This window comes from Erythrobacter sp. W36, assembly GCF_057364935.1.
Genome location: NZ_CP200281.1, coordinates 2,677,882 through 2,694,761, shown reverse-complemented (window position 1 = coordinate 2,694,761; position 16,880 = coordinate 2,677,882). Strand labels below are relative to the sequence as shown.

The 16,880-nt window shown below is 56.7% G+C and carries 12 protein-coding genes and 5 pseudogenes; 7 read left to right on the top strand and 10 right to left on the bottom strand.

Annotated features, from left to right (window positions below):
• Window positions 1-267: 267 nt before the first annotated feature.
• The 7 genes and pseudogenes from AC0V6U_RS13200 to AC0V6U_RS13170 all read left to right on the top strand — a co-directional run bounded on the left by AC0V6U_RS13200 (window position 268) and on the right by AC0V6U_RS13170 (window position 7,208).
• Window positions 268-1,070, top strand: a pseudogene (locus AC0V6U_RS13200) (cold-shock protein).
• A 141-nt stretch (window positions 1,071-1,211) separates the two neighbouring features.
• A pseudogene (locus AC0V6U_RS13195) lies at window positions 1,212-2,412 on the top strand (acetylornithine transaminase).
• Window positions 2,412-3,344: an ornithine carbamoyltransferase gene (argF, locus tag AC0V6U_RS13190; RefSeq protein ID WP_472643608.1), complete on the top strand. Its 933-nt coding sequence runs from the start codon at window positions 2,412-2,414 to the stop codon at window positions 3,342-3,344. The pseudogene AC0V6U_RS13195 and the gene argF overlap by 1 nt, the downstream one beginning before the upstream one ends.
• A 56-nt stretch (window positions 3,345-3,400) precedes the next feature.
• Window positions 3,401-4,312, top strand: a complete 912-nt coding sequence (gene hslO, locus AC0V6U_RS13185; protein WP_472643607.1) for an Hsp33 family molecular chaperone HslO — start codon at window positions 3,401-3,403, stop codon at window positions 4,310-4,312.
• 85 nt (window positions 4,313-4,397) lie between these two features.
• Window positions 4,398-4,811, top strand: coding sequence for a hypothetical protein (locus AC0V6U_RS13180; protein WP_472643606.1), 414 nt, complete (start codon window positions 4,398-4,400; stop codon window positions 4,809-4,811).
• A gap of 60 nt (window positions 4,812-4,871) precedes the next feature.
• Window positions 4,872-5,568: pseudogene (gene queC, locus AC0V6U_RS13175) on the top strand (7-cyano-7-deazaguanine synthase QueC).
• Window positions 5,569-5,597: 29 nt separating this feature from the next.
• The gene (locus AC0V6U_RS13170) at window positions 5,598-7,208 is read left to right on the top strand and encodes an MFS transporter (RefSeq protein ID WP_472643605.1); all 1,611 of its coding nucleotides are present in this window, start codon (window positions 5,598-5,600) and stop codon (window positions 7,206-7,208) included.
• Window positions 7,209-7,220: 12 nt separating this feature from the next.
• Here AC0V6U_RS13170 and AC0V6U_RS13165 read toward each other — a convergent pair whose 3' ends face one another.
• The 10 genes and pseudogenes from AC0V6U_RS13165 to AC0V6U_RS13120 all read right to left on the bottom strand — a co-directional run bounded on the left by AC0V6U_RS13165 (window position 7,221) and on the right by AC0V6U_RS13120 (window position 16,878).
• Window positions 7,221-7,781, bottom strand: coding sequence for a superoxide dismutase family protein (locus tag AC0V6U_RS13165; RefSeq protein ID WP_472643604.1), 561 nt, complete (start codon window positions 7,779-7,781; stop codon window positions 7,221-7,223).
• A gap of 85 nt (window positions 7,782-7,866) precedes the next feature.
• Entirely contained in the window at window positions 7,867-8,988 is a 1,122-nt protein-coding gene (locus tag AC0V6U_RS13160) for an OmpA family protein (protein ID WP_472643603.1), read from the bottom strand.
• Window positions 8,989-9,175: 187 nt separating this feature from the next.
• A complete protein-coding gene (locus AC0V6U_RS13155) occupies window positions 9,176-9,625 on the bottom strand; it encodes a DUF2793 domain-containing protein (RefSeq protein ID WP_472643602.1) in 450 nt (149 codons plus the stop codon).
• A gap of 18 nt (window positions 9,626-9,643) precedes the next feature.
• Entirely contained in the window at window positions 9,644-11,290 is a 1,647-nt protein-coding gene (locus AC0V6U_RS13150; RefSeq protein ID WP_472643601.1) for a GTA baseplate fiber-binding domain-containing protein, read from the bottom strand.
• Between the two features lie 943 nt (window positions 11,291-12,233).
• Entirely contained in the window at window positions 12,234-13,049 is an 816-nt protein-coding gene (locus tag AC0V6U_RS13145; RefSeq protein ID WP_472643600.1) for a DUF2163 domain-containing protein, read from the bottom strand.
• Window positions 13,049-15,374: pseudogene (locus AC0V6U_RS13140) on the bottom strand (DUF2460 domain-containing protein). Before AC0V6U_RS13140 ends, AC0V6U_RS13145 begins: the two are co-directional and overlap by 1 nt.
• A 15-nt stretch (window positions 15,375-15,389) precedes the next feature.
• Window positions 15,390-15,971 (bottom strand): tail tape measure protein, encoded by a 582-nt coding sequence (locus AC0V6U_RS13135; RefSeq protein WP_472643599.1) that lies wholly within the window; start codon window positions 15,969-15,971, stop codon window positions 15,390-15,392.
• Window positions 15,961-16,161, bottom strand: coding sequence for a phage tail assembly chaperone (locus AC0V6U_RS13130; protein ID WP_472643598.1), 201 nt, complete (start codon window positions 16,159-16,161; stop codon window positions 15,961-15,963). The genes AC0V6U_RS13135 and AC0V6U_RS13130 overlap by 11 nt, the downstream gene beginning before the upstream one ends.
• Complete coding sequence (locus AC0V6U_RS13125) at window positions 16,158-16,472, bottom strand: gene transfer agent family protein (RefSeq protein ID WP_472643597.1); 315 nt, start codon at window positions 16,470-16,472, stop codon at window positions 16,158-16,160. The genes AC0V6U_RS13130 and AC0V6U_RS13125 overlap by 4 nt, the downstream gene beginning before the upstream one ends.
• Window positions 16,469-16,878 (bottom strand): annotated as a pseudogene (locus AC0V6U_RS13120) (phage major tail protein, TP901-1 family). The gene AC0V6U_RS13125 and the pseudogene AC0V6U_RS13120 overlap by 4 nt, the downstream one beginning before the upstream one ends.
• Window positions 16,879-16,880: the final 2 nt, after the last annotated feature.

Sequence of the window (16,880 nt, the reverse complement as noted above, 5' to 3'; positions counted from 1 at the left end):
GCTCACAATATCTGCGTGCGCGTGCATTTCATGGCCAACACTTTGATGCGAAGCAAGTATTGGACTTGTTCGAAAGTGTCACAATTCTCAGTGATAACAGCGGGGATCGGTTAAATCATTCGCAAAGCAATGGTTTGTGCGCTATGCACCGATTCTACGAGGTGGGACTCCGAACAATTTCGGCGTTCTGCCTGTGTCAGTTGCGGCTTGCTGTCCCCGCTCTGATGCATAGGAGGATGGGCAGTCTTGTAAGGTACGTTTTGAGTTATGGGTTACGATAGAGGACGTCGGCGCGGCCGGGACAAGCGCGACGGATTCGGCGAGGACAGCTACGATCCTTTTGGCGGCGGCGGCGACGGATTCCCGCCTCCAGGCAATTACGGAAATGACCGAAGCGGTGGCGGTGGTGATCGCTATGGCGGCGGCGGTGGACGTGGCGGCCCAGGTGGCGGCGGCGGCGATCGTTACGGCGGCGGAGGCGGTGGTGACCGTTTCAGCGGCGGTGATCGCAGCGGCGGCGGTGGCGGTCGTGGTGGCCCTGGCGGCGGCGGTGGTGGAGGCGGCGGTTTCAACCGCATGCCCGCTCAAGTCGTAGGCACCGGCAAAGGTACTGTGAAATTCTTCAACAGCCAGAAGGGCTTCGGCTTTGTCGCTCAAGAAGGCGGCGGCGAAGATGTGTTCATTCACATCAGCGCAGTTGAGCGTGCTGGACTGGAAGGTCTAGCTGAAGGTCAAGAGCTTGAGTTCAACCTGGTTGATCGCGGCGGCAAAATCTCCGCCCAGGATCTCCAAGTGGTCGGCGATGTGATCGCGGTTGAGAAAAAGAAGCAGCGCCTCAGCGTGAGCTGACCGGCGAAAAAGCCACTGGAACCGTCAAGTTCTTCAACTCCATGAAGGGCTTTGGTTTCCTGGTGCGCGACGATGGTCAGCCGGATGCATTCGTGCATATCAGCGCGGTTGAGCGTTCTGGGCTGCAAGGCATCAACGAAGGCGAACGCTACGAGTTCGACATTGAAGTCGACCGACGAGGCAAGCATTCTGCTGTCAACTTGGTGCCTGCGCAGGGATAAATCTCCCCAGCACATATCAGGGCCGTTTGACCGGAAACATGAGCGGCCTTATCAATTCGGGAAATGGCGGCTCTGTTTAGGGTCGCCTTTTCCATTCCTGAATTCAATTTTCGACTTCACTCAGTTTTTAAGGATCAAATCATGCCGATCACACCGCTTATGCCTGTCTACCCTCGCTGCGGTGTCCGTCCGGTCCGAGGCGAGCACTGCCACCTGATTGACGAGGATGGCACACGCTACCTCGATTTTGCCAGCGGCATCGCGGTGAACTTGCTGGGCCACTCACACGAGGGGCTGATCAAGGCGATCCAAGAGCAAGCCGCGACATTGATGCATGTCTCCAACCTCTATGGCAGCCCGCAGGGCGAAAAGCTGGCGCAAATGCTGGTCGACAACACCTTTGCCGACACGGTGTTCTTCACCAATTCAGGCGCGGAAGCAGTGGAGACCGCAATCAAAACCGCGCGTGCTTATCACCAGAACGCAGGCGATGCCGGTGATGCTAGCAAGCATGAGCTGATCACATTTTCCAACGCCTTTCATGGCCGCACGATGGCGACCATCAGCGCGTCGAACCAGACCAAGATGCACCACGGCTTCTCGCCGATGCTCGATGGTTTCAAATATGCTGAGTTTGATGATTTGGAATCGGCCAAGGCTTTGATGGGTCCGAACACAGCGGGCTTCCTGGTCGAGCCGATCCAAGGGGAGGGCGGCATTCGCCCCGCTTCGCAGGAGTTCATGCAAGGGCTGAGAGACCTAGCCGATGAGCATGACCTGATGCTTGTTCTGGATGAGGTGCAATGCGGGGTCGCGCGCACCGGCACGCTCTACGCTTATGAGCAATATGGCATCACGCCCGATATTGTCGCGACAGCAAAGGGCATTGGCGGCGGCTTCCCATTCGGCGCCTGTCTAGCAACCGAAAAGGCTGCGCGGGGCATGACCTTTGGTACGCATGGCTCAACCTATGGCGGCAATCCGCTGGCGATGGCGGCGGGCTGCGCCGTTATGGAGGCTGTGGCGAATGAGGAGTTTTTGAGCTCGGTTCGCGAGAAGGGTGAGCGCATTCGCACCCGGCTCGAGCAATTCATCGGCAATTACCCAGAACTGTTTGAACTGGTGCGCGGCATGGGCCTGATGCTGGGCATTAAGATGAAGGTCGAAAGCCGTCCGTTCTTTGTGCACCTGCGCGAAAATCACGATTTGCTGACCGTTGCGGCGGGCGACAACACTTTGCGTGTGCTTCCGCCGCTTGTGATTGGCGACGCTGAGATTGATGAGTTCTTCGACAAGCTTTCTGCCTAGCGCGGCGAGCTACAAAATTCCAGAGCCTGCCTGATGACGCATCAACATTTCCTCGATCTCAGCGACGCTGGGGCCAATGCAATTGCCGCAATGGTCGGCGATGCGATTGATCGCAAAGCAGCGCGTAAAGGCTGGGGCAAGGGGCAGGCTGATGCCTACGCTCCGCTGGCGGGCAAAGTCCTGGCTTTGGTGTTTGAGAAGAACTCCACGCGGACCCGCGTGAGCTTTGACATTGCTATGCGGCAGTTGGGCGGCTCTGTGCTGATCCTGGACAGCGCTTCGAGCCAATTGGGGCGCGGCGAGACCATTGCGGATACCGCCCGCGTCCTCAGCCGAATGGTCGATGCAATCATGCTGCGGACCGATGATCATGCGAAGATTGAGGAAATGGCGCGCCACGCGACCGTGCCAGTGATCAACGGTCTAACCGATCGCTCGCACCCGTGCCAGATCGTGGCCGACCTGCTCACAGTGATTGAACATGGCAAGCCTCTGCCGGGATTGGAGGTCGCCTGGTTCGGCGATGGCAACAATGTGCTGCATTCCATCTTGGAAGCGGCGAGCCTGATGAAATTCAATGTTCGGGTGGCGACGCCAGCTGGCTACGAGCCTGATAGTGAATTTGTCGAAATGGCGCGGGCTGCCGGGGCAGAGGTCACTCTGACCCATGACGCCTCAGTTGCGGCTCGCGGCGCTGACGTGCTTGTAACCGATACTTGGATCTCGATGGGACAAGCGGATGCGGATGAGAAGCGCCGCGCGATGGCGCCCTTTCAGGTCAACGCATCGCTTATGGCTGAGGCCAAACCTGACGCATTGTTCCTGCATTGCCTGCCTGCGCACGTCGGCGAAGAAGTAAGCGAAGAGGTGTTTGAAGGGCCGCAATCGGTCGTCTTTGACGAGGCGGAAAACCGCATTCATGCGCAAAAATCGGTTCTGCTGTGGAGCTTTGGCCTGCTTGCGTGAGGTTTGCCCCGCGATTGGGGCTTACCTCCCGCGTTAGAGCCACCATATAGCTCGCTATGACACAGGCCCAATCTCCCACGGCGCAAGAGCCCGAGACTTTCGCTGATAAACTGCTTGGCTTCACTCTGCCTTCGCGCAGTGCCCGTGGCCGCGTGGTTCGCCTTGATGCGGTGCTGAACGATGTTCTGGCGGTGCATGATTACCCTGCGCCCATTCAGCACCTGCTTGGCGAAGCGCTGGTGCTGGGCGCGTTGATGGGCGGCTTGCTCAAGGGCGAAGATGGCCAACTGACTATGCAGGCGCAGACGAAGGCGGGCCCGGTGCAACTGCTCGTGTGCGATTATCGCGGCGGGACAATGCGCGGCTATGCTGAGTTTGATGGCGCTCAGGTTGAGGGCCTTGGCGCTAATCCAGCGCTCGCCGCTTTGTTTGGGGAGGGGTACCTTGCGATCACCTTCGAAACAGGTGCGGGCAAGCGGTATCAGGGCATCGTCCCGCTGGAAGGGGACAATCTGTCTGAGGCGTGCGAGAATTACTTCGTTCAGTCAGAGCAAGTGCCCACACTCATCAGGGTCGCCAGCCGATCCAGTGCCGACGGCCATCACGCGGCCGGTGTGCTGATCCAGCACCTTGCCGATGGCGAAGAGGGGCGTGAGCGTTTGCATGTTCGCCTCGACCATCCGGATTGGGAACACATCGTCGCGCTGGTAAGCACGATCAGTCATGAAGAACTGCTCGATCCTAAGCTTTCTATGGAAAGCATCGTGTGGCGTTTGTTCCACGAAGAGGATCAGATTCGGGTTCAGCCTGGCAAGGGACTGAAGCGCGGTTGCCGCTGCAGTGCGGATTATTATCATAGCGTCATCGCTCGCTTCCCAGCTGATGAGCAGGATGCAATGCGTGATGATGAAGGACGAATTGTGGTCGATTGCCAGTTTTGCGCTCAGCAATATGTCTTGGCAATTTAACAGTTCATCGCTATTCAGGAACGGCTCATCGTGGGTTGTCCAATACGTACAACTCCGTGCAGCAAATATGTGGCGAGGTATGCTGATGAAAAAACGTAGCGCACCGATTGGTAAGCGAAAGCTGATGGCCTTGGGGCTGTTTGCTGTCGTTGGAGCCGTGCCTCTAGCTGCACAGTCCGATGGGCTTGCGATGCTATCTGGGCTCACAAAGGGCGAATGGACCGTGAAGCCGCGAGACGGCTCTCCATCGCGCAAGATTTGCGTGCGCAGCGGGCGAGAGCTCATCCAGCTGCGCCATACACAGAACAATTGCAGCCGGTTCGTCGTGGAGGATGGAGCGTCTGAAGTGTCGGTCCAATACACCTGCCCGGGCGATGGCTATGGACGGACAAACATTCGCCGCGAAACTTCATCTTTGGTACAATTGGAAAGCCAGGGGATTGTTGGCGGCTTGCCTTTTCAGGTGACCGCAGAGGCCCGCCGCACAGGCACATGCTGATTGCGTAGGAATTGGCTACGGTGGATTGCTTAATATTGTAAGCGCGCTAATCCAGTGACGATGAGTTTCGAACAAGAGCAAAAGAAGCCCACCGCCGTGGTCCTGTTATCGGGCGGGCTCGACTCAATGGTATCAGCTGGAATTGCGAAGGAGCGCGGGTTTGCCGTTCAAGCGCTCACGATCGACTATGGCCAGCGCCATCGCCGGGAATTGCAATCAGCCAAAGATATCGCCGAGAAATTGGGTCTTGAGCGACAGGTGCAAATGTCACTCGATCTGCGCTCATTTGGTGGATCGGCACTGACTGCAGATATCGACGTGCCCAAAACGGGTGTCGCGAATGATATTCCCGTCACCTATGTGCCTGCTCGCAATCTGGTGTTTCTCGCACTGACAATCGCATTTGCTGAAGCCGCGGGTGCCAAGGATGTTTTTATCGGGGTTAATGCGCTGGATTATTCTGGCTATCCAGACTGCCGTCCCGAATTCATTGCCAGCTTTGCTGAGACTGCTCGCCTTGGGACAAAGGCCGGAGTGGAAGGGTTTCCATTCGAGATCCACACGCCTCTTCAGCATATGACGAAAGCCGATATTGCGAGTGAATGCGCTCGCTTGGGTCTCGACCCTGCCTGGAGCTGGTCTTGCTATGACCCTGCTCCCGATGGAGCGGCGTGTGGTGAGTGCGACTCATGCTTAGCTCAGGCGCAAGGGTTTTGCCGAGGCGAATCTAACCGACAACACGCAATACGCAGCATAAGAAATGCCTGCTCCAACTGGGGAACTGACTTGAGCGACACCGAAAGCCAGCCAGCGGTCGATACTGACCAGCCTGTACCCGCCTATTCCTGGTACGCATTGAGCGTCTTGGTGGTGGTCTATGTGCTCAACTTTATTGACCGGCAAATCTTGTCGATCTTGGCCAATGACATCAAGGCGGACCTAGGCGTTGATGATGCCTATCTCGGTTTTTTGTACGGTACTGCGTTCGCGATCTTCTACGCGCTCTTCGGCATCCCACTTGGGAAATTAGCCGATAGTTGGAAGCGCGTGCGGCTTATGACCATTGGCCTTGCCCTCTGGTCGGCAATGACGGCTGTGTCAGGTTTTGCGCGAGATGCTGCAACGTTGACGATCGCAAGAATTGGCGTTGGTGTTGGCGAGGCGACTGCAAGCCCCTCAGCATACTCGCTCATTTCGGATTGGTTTCCGGCGAGACTGAGGGCAACCGCACTCGCGATATACAGTTCGGGCATTTATATCGGCGGGGGAATTTCGCTCGCGATTGGCGGGCTGGTTGTGGACCGCTGGAACGCAGCGTTTCCGCAAGGCGATCCAGTGCTGGGTCTAGCTGGCTGGCAGGCCGCCTTTATTGCGGTCGGGGTGCCAGGCCTGCTTTTGGCAATTTGGGTCGTGACCCTGCGGGAGCCAGTTCGCGGAGCAATTGATGGTCTTGAGACGGCCGAGGATCCGCATCCCTTCAAAGGTTTCGTGCGAGAGCTCTACACTGTCATCCCAGGCTTTACCTTTTTCGGTGCTGCAGCCCGGGGCGGGAAAGCTCTGGCGATCAATATCGCGGTCTTCATTGGCGCTCTTGCGGTCGCTTTGGGCCTGACAAACATTCTAGGCTCGGGCCCTGGGTTCATCTTTGCGCCGATTACGGATCAGTGGTTGTTGCTCGCGATCGGGTATTATGCAGTCTTTTGCTGGGCGAGCGCTCTTCGAGAGCGCGACTATCCCACATTTGCTCTGACTTGGGGGTCTCCGGCCTTTCTATGCACGATCCTCGGGTACGGAACCGTGGCATTCATGGCCTACGCCGCCTCTTATTGGGGGGCGCCATACGCCGAAAGGACGTTTGAGGTTTCTAAGGCTGAGCTTGGCTTCTGGCTTGGCGGGGGAGGCGCAGCCGGCGGATTTTTGGGAGTGATCCTAGGCGGTAGAATGGCGGATGCGTTGTTCACGCGTTTCTCATCTGGCCGGATCTGGGTGATTTTGTTTGGGCTTGTCAGCCCAATCCCCTTCGCACTCGTGCAGTATACAACCGACAGCTTCACACTGTTTCTCATTCTGAACGTGATCACCAGCGCTTTGGCGGCATCGGCACTTGGCGCTGCAGCGGCCAGCAGCCAAGCACTGGTCCTTCCAAGGATGCGGGGAACCGCTACGGCCACATTCTTTTTGGCCACAACTCTGGTGGGATTAGCGCTTGGTCCGTACACCGCTGGCTATGTTTCAGCGCAAGACGACGCGGGATTGAGCGTAGGAGTGCTGTCTACTTTATGGATTACGCCGGTTGGTCTGCTCTTGCTGATCACAGCTATTCGTCTCGTGCCGCGAGCGAATGCGACGGTGCTTGAGCGCGCGCAGGCTGCGGGGGAGCCGAAGCCGGGCGGTTAGACTGTTCGGCCTCTATTGCTTTGCGAGAACGCCACAAGCAATGCGTGGTCCAGCTGCACCCGCAGGGTCGCTGACATAATCGTCTGGGCCGGCATGAATCATGACTGCCGTGCCGTCCTCGTCGAAGATGAGCGGAAGCAATTCGTCCGCGGTTCCGGATAGCTCAAACGAAGTTTCGAAGGGTGATCGGTCTTCGATGACTAGGTTAGGGAGGTCACCAAGATGTGCTCCGCCCTCACTTTGAGAGCCATGACTTTTCTCGAATGGATTGAGGTGCCCGCCTGCTGTCTTGAAATCGGGGCCATCGCAGACGCCCGCTGTGTGGAGGTGAAAAGCTCGCTCTCCAGGCTCAAGACCCTCGATTATAACTCCAACGGAGAGGGTGTCGGGCTGTTTGATCAGCTGGACTGAGCCGATTTCGACACCGCTAGCATTGAGGAGTGTTGCGGCAGCAACTTGGTCCGGTTGCGCCTCTTTAGTATCTGGGGTGGTGCTTGAGCTCTCTGGACCAGAGCCACATGCACTCAGCGCAAGGCAAGAGAAGAGCAAGGCGGTAGGGATGAGGCGAGGCATATCAGGTTCCAGACTGGAAATTTTGGCAAAAAAAGGGGCCGGACTGTGCCGACCCCTCTTCTCAATTTATCGACGTTAGTCGCGATTACATGCCCGAACCTGGGCCGTAAGTCACTTCTACGCGGCGGTTTTGCAGTTCGCGAACACCGTCTGCGGTTGGTACGCGAGGCTGCGATTCGCCGAAGGCTTCACCAGTGATGCGACCTTCAGGAACACCGCGACCAGCAAGGTAGCCACGAACCGAAGCGTTACGACGCTCAGCCAGAGCCATGTTGTATGTCACGCTGCCAGAACGGTCAGTGTGGCCTGCAAGCATAACATTCGCCGAACCACAATCTGCATAGGCGGTGACCGCGCTATCCAAGATTGTCGCTGCCTCAGGTGTAATCACTGATTCATCCCAATCGAAGAACACGATGTATGGGCCAGTGTTACATGGAGCCGCAGCAGGTGCTGGCGGTGCAGGTGGCGGTGGTGGTGGCGGTGCCGGCGGTGCAGGCGGTGGTGGTGGTGGTGGTGGTGGTGCCACGTCGCCACCGAAGTTGTAAGTGATCGAACCGAGGATCGAGTGCGTGCTTACATCAGTCTCGTATTGCGAGCCGAGCGTGTCAACAATATCCACACCAACAGCATTGAAGTACCGATACTTCAAGCCGATGTCCCAACTATCGTTGAGCGGCGCCCGGATCCCAGCAAGAGCTTGCCAAGCGAGCCCAGTGTCGGAGTCATTAAATGCGTCAGGTGCAGTTGAGTCGATCGTTCCATCGAGATCGACACGGGCAACTCCTACGCCGCCGCCGACGAAAGCTTGCAAGCCGTCGTCATCGCCAAAATCGAGCAAACCATTTAACATAAAGCTGAGAGCGTTCATCTCGCCCGCAGCCGGAAGATTTCTCGAGAGACCGGAGCCGTTGGCCGAAATAACAGTTCCAGCTGAGGTTGAGAGGCTGTCTAGATTAGCGGCCCGATAACTCGCTTCAGCTTCTAAGCGAAAGGCTCCGAAGTCGTAACCTACAGCAGCACCAAAGTCATAACCGGAATTATAATCGGTACCTACCGCATCTGAAGTTCCATTTACGTCGAATTCGATATCTTCGACGAGCATGGCTCCACCATCGCCTTGGATGTACCACTGCCCATCACGAGCTGTAGCAGGCGCTGCGAGCGCCGTTGAAGCCATCGCCAATCCTATGACGAGTTTGCGCATTCCAATAATCCCCTTTTTAGCGTTATTTGGAGCAGCGCACTCTCTAACTTTTCCCTTTACCCGTGGCAAGCAATCAATCGATCAAACTGTTGCATTAAAGTCGCTATTGGCGGAGCTGGTCCCAAAAAAGGCAGGCTTCGTCATATCTTGTGGCGGTTGCATGGCGTGCAAGAGCGCTGTTTGAGCCTTATGCAAGAATACCAACCGCCTTTAGGACACCGACGATCTCAGCGAGCATGATTCGAGCTTCCGCATCTACAACGCTGCCATTCTGAGGTAGGAGTGGTTCGGCTGCGCTGGCCCAAACAGACGAGAAGAACATGATTTGGTTCGTATCTTGATTGAACACCATCATACCGGACATTGGCGGCACAAATTGCCAAGTGTTGTTATTGAAGATTGCCAAACCATCATCTTGGCCGCTCCATTCACCTGAACCAGCACCGACCACATAGATGTCGCCTGTACTAGGTGTGGTTGGAGGCGTATCTTGAACGCCGAGGACTGTTTTCGGCAATAGGCTATCAATCAAAGAGAACGCTTCGTTGACGAAGAATTCCTTTTGCGCTTGACCAGAAAAGAGCAAGGGCAATGAGTAATTTGAGGTCGTTGCCGGAAAAGAAGCGGCTGTCGGCATAGTGGGACTCCATCAATTTTAGGAAAGTGTTGCCAGATGGATTGCTGGCGAGTTCGAAAACGTTCCGACCTGTTTGACCCAGAGTTCTTGTGGGCCGAAATCTGCTAGCAGTCCGCTCCGCTCAGCCTCAGAAAAGCTAATCTCGGGTTCAACGGCTTCCCAAGAGAGTAACGGATTATCAGTTGGACCAAGCCCAACAAGATAAGCCTCACGTTCCTCCACAAGGGGAGTGTCGATCGAATCCTCCCAAAGCCACTGGCCCCGGGCGCGCCGCGTCCAGCAAAAGTTCCAAACCCCATCAGCTAATATGGATCGGCGACGGTGGACGGGCGTCAATGGGCGCCTTGAAAGCCCTGAATTAGAGAGATTTGCAAATACTGGCTCATCATCACCGAGGCCGATTGCAGCGATCCTGGTGCTGGCGTTCGATGGGACTTCAGAAGGATCAAGCGCGGTTAGCGTGTCATCGAGCAAGATCACTGGAGTGCCAGGCACATGACCATTTTGCGCAGCATTCTCTGTTCCGCCCCTGCCACGCAGCAGCCCCGAGAGCTGCCATCGTCCTGGGCTCACCACCTCAGCGGACAGAAATTGTAAGACTTCGCCACCAACTAGAATTCGGTTCTCGCCGAGCGCTAGCCCTGCAATTGTAGTTTCAGAGAAAGAAAGGTCATCATCGGGAAGATCAATCAGCATTGATGAGCTGGCTTCGAAATGGGTTGCATTGGATGGCCCGAGGCTATCGACAATCACCCCGGAAACAGCTCGGCGTGAACCCGCCGAGCCGATTGGGACAAGACCTCCCGCCCGTTCCACATACAAAGCTGCACCCCTCCAGCTTGACGTTGCTGATGAGGCCGCTGCGAATATTAGTGGTTCAGAAGAAGAACTCGTTCCATCGGAGGGTACTTCAAACAGGCTCAGCAGAGTCGGGCCAACTAGTTCATCATCCGAAGTGTTCGCGGTGCCTGCATCAGAGGAAATGTTTCCAGCTAGCCCCGGTGCCAGTCTTTCCAAACTCAGTTCAATGCCGCGATCAAACCATTCCCAACCTTTGACGAGCCATCGTCCAGGCATATCGGGGATCCTTACCAGTGACCCAGGTTCCATCGTAGGGTCAAGATCAGCCATGTGCCAAGTCAATTGCTCGTGTTGCCACCTTGCCCTGTTTGCATTGACATTTGCGAGTTCGCGAGCGCCATCTGCTTGCATGGTCGCTGGAATGTCGATCATTGCCTCACGGCCATTCGGCCTTGAACCGATCGCCCGTTGGACGCCGGGCTGGTAGTCGCGGTTTTCGTCGTAATAACGCAGTGCGAACGGTTCTTGCGCGAACCTCTCGGCCCTTCGCCTGGTTCGCTGCTCTTCGTCCGAATGGCTCACCTCTGGAGGAAGGGTGAAAAGCTCTGGCTCGGAGTTGCCGACTTGGGCCAGGCTAAATCCGCTGTCCCTCGTGACGCAAGAAAGCGGGAAAATTCGGTTCAACGCCGATAGAGATGATGCCAGCGGCCCTCCTTCATCGGCAAACCCGCGCAAATGATGCAAGGTTTGAGTTGATCCGCCAGAGATCGCCTGAGGGACAATGTCGTTAAGTGCAACGGACGTAGGGCTCTCCGCCATGATCTCAAAAGTGAGCGCCGGAATACGATTGCCAAAGTCAGCCAATTGCAGGTCTTCAAAAACGACGTAAGCGCAGTCTCGAAAAGCCGGCGCAGAGCTGCCCTTGTCAGCTGCAATAATCGTGTCGACAGGATCATCTCCGTGGCCATCATAGAACCTGAGAATGCCCTCAGTTTTTAGGTCCCCAGCTGCACCTCTCAGCAGTTCACCATCGGCCCAGATCCGACCTAGTGAGGACACTGGTAGGCTGCTTAATGCCACAGCAAATGAGGCAGAATAGCTGAAGGTCTTGGTCGAAGGCTGACCTTTGCCTCCGCCGCTCTTCTCGGCGCTCTCGATTAAGTCGGTGGACCAAATCACGGTTCCGGGTACGCGCATGCGCCCAAAGATCCGAGCAATAGGCTGCCCATAGCTTGATGTGGTCACTGAGAGTTCTTTGAGGCGAGGTCCCTCTATGGTTCCAGAACCGAATATTGCTTGGTCGGCTTGCTGACCGATAAGTGCGCCAATTGCGCCACCAACCGGACCGCCAATAGCCGTTCCCACTGCTGTGAGGAGAAGCGTTGCCATCAGGTTTTTCCTTGGGTTTCAGGTTCAAGTCGCCAGTGTTTGACGAGCGAAATGCTCGCTAGTGCGGGCTCTCGGATTACGCGTTGGAGGCCGATGTGAGCATGAATGAAGCTTGCCGAATGCTCAGCGATCATAATGTGAAACTGGCCAGGAGATGGGCATATAAGAAGGACATCGCCCGCCCTGATGGTGCCGCAAGTTTCGCTGAGCCCAGATAATGATGCACAGGCTAGCCACGGGTCGGCGCTTTCATTGCGCAGCTTGTATCCGACCGGGAGCCGGTATCTTAAACCGGCCTTTCGCAAGCTGCAGCCCAATAAGCCAATGCAGTCTATGCCGCTTGCGGGGTCACGCCCGTGAAGCCTAAAGGGCGCGCCTACGAAAGATGCAGCTGCTTCGGCGAGCAGAAGCGCGCGTGTCATTCGGTCGGTTTGCCATAGCGCGACAAGAGATCGTTACCTGGCAGAAAGGGCTCACCGCGAAAGTTGGCTGCATTGTTAAAGCGCCCGGCGCATGTTGCCAAAGTGTGGTCGCAGCCCTCGAGCAATTCTGCGCGTGTGCCCAATTGAGTGCCTTCGGAAAGGGCACGATCCAAAATGAGACCTTGTGGATCCGCGCTTACGATTCCGAAGGTTAGTCCGGTTTGAGGCCCACCCAAGAACCGCAGCTTTCCATCTATGTAAAGATCGTAGGAAAGACCGGCGAAGGACACGCGATTGGCGTCAAAGTCGATTTGTGAGACCTCTTGGACGCTGGTTAGTCCGAGCGCAGACAAGCTGCATCCAGGCCCGCAGAATTCTGCGCGGCAAGTTGGACTGGTGCGCGGAACTAAGTCCTCCTGAAGCGAGGTCTTTGCAGAGCGGAGTTCAGCCACGAACTCGCGTTGGTTGTCATCAATACGCCCAAGTCGGCCAGAATAGAGCGTACTGCGTTCCAGGCTTTCCCAATCGACGACACCGATTTCAATTGCGGCCGCATCAAATAGCCCAGCGGCCAAGTCTTCTGCGGTGATGCTGTCGTGGCTGAGTGCGCCCTCAACTTCAGCGCTATCGTCGTTCAATTCTGTTGTTCGCCGGATAGCTGCGGGAACCATGCCGGGGGCGGACTTGTGACAAATCCCCTCAAGGCACACGTCGCGGTCGTGGCTGGTGAAACCGAGCGTAACGCCGTCGCGCCGAAAAACGCGCCAATATGTTGCGACAGTGTCGAGCTCTCTGTCGAAGAAAACCCGCATCAGTCAGCCTCGCGAATTTCGATCAGCGCAATGCTTGGCGCTTCACCCGCTTCAAAACTGACGCCTGAGACATCGATGCGATCTTCCGCAAACCGAACCGGAACGTCGAACAAGAAGCCGGCAGCGCACCTCCGCTCCGTTTTCCGGAGCCACTGAGAATTGGATTGAGCCTTTGCTTGAGACAGTCCAATCGCTGCGCTCGATACCGTCGACGCTGATCAATATGCTATCGACCCTCGGGCGGGTAATGGGGCGTTCTTGCGGGTCTCCAGCTGGTCCGTACGACTTTGTAAGCCGGAAATCGGCTTTCAACCCGTCGCCGACACCGATCAGCTGATCAGACGGTGTCGGTATGCCGGTCATGCCGTTGGAGCTGTGGTCGAAAGGATCGTTGATCCGAAATCCGCGCGCAGCCCCGCGCCGCGCGCGGAAAAAGGCGATGAGCTCAGCGAGCTCACTCTCTGATCGAACCCCCGGGCCAACATCGAAATGCATCCGGGCATCAGACCACAGTGCGTTGCGCCGTTCATAGCCCGATGCAGTTACGGCGACCGAGGTGGAGAATTCAGGGGCAACGGCGGTATCACGGCCGAGTGCAAACGGATAAAGCACATCATCGAAAGCTTGCATGGAATCCTCATCATTATTGGGAAGGCGGGTGTATCCATCACGCGCAACTTGAGGGAGCGCCCAGACAAACCGGCGTTCAACGCCTCTTTCTCGAGCCTCATCAAGGCCTGCATCAATTGACGGCCACAATTGCTCTGCATCGACAGCGTTCAGTACGAAACCCGAAAGATAGTCTTGCTCAGCCAAGGGATAGCCGAGTCTGGCGTCGACGAAGGCGTAGGCTTGACGGCGCGCCGCATCGGCGCCGTCGGTTAGCCAGTCATAGTCTTCCAGCTGTAGACGATCGAAGGCTGGCCTGGCCCAACCCAGCGGCAGGTTGGCCCGATAAAGCTCCGGTGTGTCTGCGCTCAGAATTGTCGGCGTGAAGGCAAGCAGCAATATCTCTGCAGAGCTGTTCGCCGCATTGCGAACCGCTTGGCCAAGATCGGCTGTCGACTGTGCCAATGCCGCGCCAGCTTGGTCGAGCAAAGCTAGCTGGCTCGTATCAAGCGTGGTGGTAACATCATTGATCACAGGCGGATTACCGCCGAACGCTGCCTTTGCCGCATCGTCATAGAGGCATATTTCATTTGCCGGTGTGACCCACCACCACGGCTCACCTATTTGAAAGCGCACGGGCAGCTGTGCGTCTTCCATGAACTCCACAAACTGTGCAGCACAGGTCTGTAGCCATGCCATGGCGTCATCATTGGCTGGCGACAGAAGTGTCGAGGGCGGAACCCAACCGGTAAGAGCCTGCGCACCGCTGGCCGTCCGCTGCTTCCAAGGCTCAGGACAATATGCGTCGAACAATTCGTATGAGAGCGAGGCGATCGCCTCAAATTCATTCTCTTTACAGGCAGCAAAGAATGCCCGGTGCCAGATGTCCGCAGGGGTGCAAAGCACTCCGCTTTCGATCACATGCAGTTCGCCTGGCCCAGCCTGCTGGAGCCGCATAAAATGGCTCATGCCGACATAATGAAGGATCTCATCGCGGTAGCCCAAACCAACAATGTTGCGGAGCAATCGCGCGGGCGTCTGATTGTAGGCATCGTCATATGCCGTTGCCATCCGCTCTTGATGTGGCGGCATGCGGACATCACCCAATTCCAACATTGCGTGTTTGCCATCACACTTGATGGCTGAAACAATCACATGGCCGTTTAGGCGCGATGACAAAGGTTCGGCGCTGCCAGCAGCAAAGTCAGGCGCGACGATCGAAATGAACATGCGGTCGATGTCTGCTGGATGGACGGGCTCGCCAGGTAAAACCCAGCCACTTCCCAATTTTGAGAAGGGCAGAGTGACAATCGCATCGGTTGGCGAGCCTGCGGCATAGTTCCAGAGCCGAACGTACCATGCTCGCGGATTGCCTTCCGCGTCGCGGCCCTCGATTGTGAGGGTTGGCCCGTTCACCTGGTCAAGCGTCGCGACGCCGTCCGATTGCCAGCGGAATTTGAGCTCAGTATGCGAGTAATCTTTGCTCGTTTCATAGGCGAGCAAAGGGTGATCGAGACTGTCTGTGCTGTCCCAAATCAGGCCTATAAGCTCGCCTTTATGGTGCAGCTCCACATCAACTCGAATGCTATCCGATCCGGTCGTGACGACAGAGGCCATAGCTGGCCTCGGAAAGTCGATTGTCCAAAACCGCGGGTCAAACCTCTGCAGATAACGTGCTTCTTGGGCGCGGCGTTCGCGCGCTAGCCAAAATGCCATGATAGTTCCCTTTGACTAAGCGTGTTGGAGGGCGCGGCGAACGGCGCTTGCGACCTGGCGAGACGAGCGCTTCATCGCGGTTGGCGCAGAGGTCCCGCGCGGCGAGGCAAGTTGAATTGCCACGCGAACGTCTCGCGACTGCCCGCCCAGACTTCCATTTGGCTCAATCCGTCCGGCGCTGGTCGGCACAAAAACCTCTGGGCCTCGTTCGCCGACCAAATAGCTGCTGCCTGGGCCAACTGGGCCACCTGTCGCTCGACCAGGCAGCCCTAGTAACCCACCGAGGGATTGCGTGATCAAGCCGCCAAGGCCAGAGGATGATCCCCCGGTTCCTCCGAACAATGAGCCTATTCCTGTATTGATGGCATGCGCTGCGATCTGGTCGAGCGCCTGAAAAGCGATCTTCTTAAGATCATCGAAGCCTAAGCTGCCATTCCTCAAGGCTGACGCAAGCCCGCGCTCCAGCACGCTTCCCGCCTTCTCAAAGCCGTCGAGCAATGATGTGTCGAGCGCGCTGCGCATAGTCTGCAGATCGTTCGAGAATCCATCGGTTGTGGCTCGCACATCGATGACCAGCTCTTCTATGTTATTTTCCATCGCTGTCGTGTTCCATCATTTGCGCGATTGCTTCGCGCGAGAGAGGTGAGGCTGTCTCGGATCCGGGCGTGTGCAGCGCCATGGCCAACTCAGCCGGGGTCGCTCCCCAGAATTGAGACGGGGACCAATGCAGAATGCGAGCGGCAAGCCCGCAGAAATCAGGGACATTGTCGCTGAACGAAGATGTCACTTTTGACCCTTGAGTACCTGCGCCAAGATCACGCGGATCGGTTTCGCTGCTTCCAGTAGACCCATGGCCAAGACGGTGCTGCCAACCTGTTTTCGGTCAGGACGACTATCTGCTGGCAAACAATGCCACAAAAGTCCGGTGATTTCGGCAATGGTAAGCGAACCGGACGAGGCCCGCTCCACCAGGGCAAAGAGCGATCCCAGCTCATCCTCCGCAGCTACAAGCGCCTCGAAGCTGGGTCTCACAATGTAGCCCCGGCCACCAATTGATAGCTCAGCTTCGCCCCGCATTGGGTTGGCGACATTGGTCATGCAGGTATGACCGGCCCTGAGCTTTCCAGCTGCAGAGTGTAGTTGCGCTCACCATTGAAATCGCCGGAATAGTCCAGACGTTGGACTAGAAAGCGACCATGCAGTTTTTCGCCGTCTTCAAATGACAATTCATAGTCATCAATTGTGCCTAGCCAAGGCGTGGGCGCGGATCGATGCCTCTGCGGAACTGCCTAGAAAAATTCCGGCAGCACTAACGGAGACAGAGCGATTGCTCGGCGCCTGATAAAAGGTCCCGCCAGCCGCCGGACTCTTTGTGTGTGACGACGACTGTATCACCGTTGATCGACATTTGTGTGGTGCGCAGTCCAGCGACCGTTTCATAGGCGAGCGGGGCGCCGCCATCGCCAATTTTGAGCAGGAAGGCAGAGCCAGTTTGTGCAGGCATAG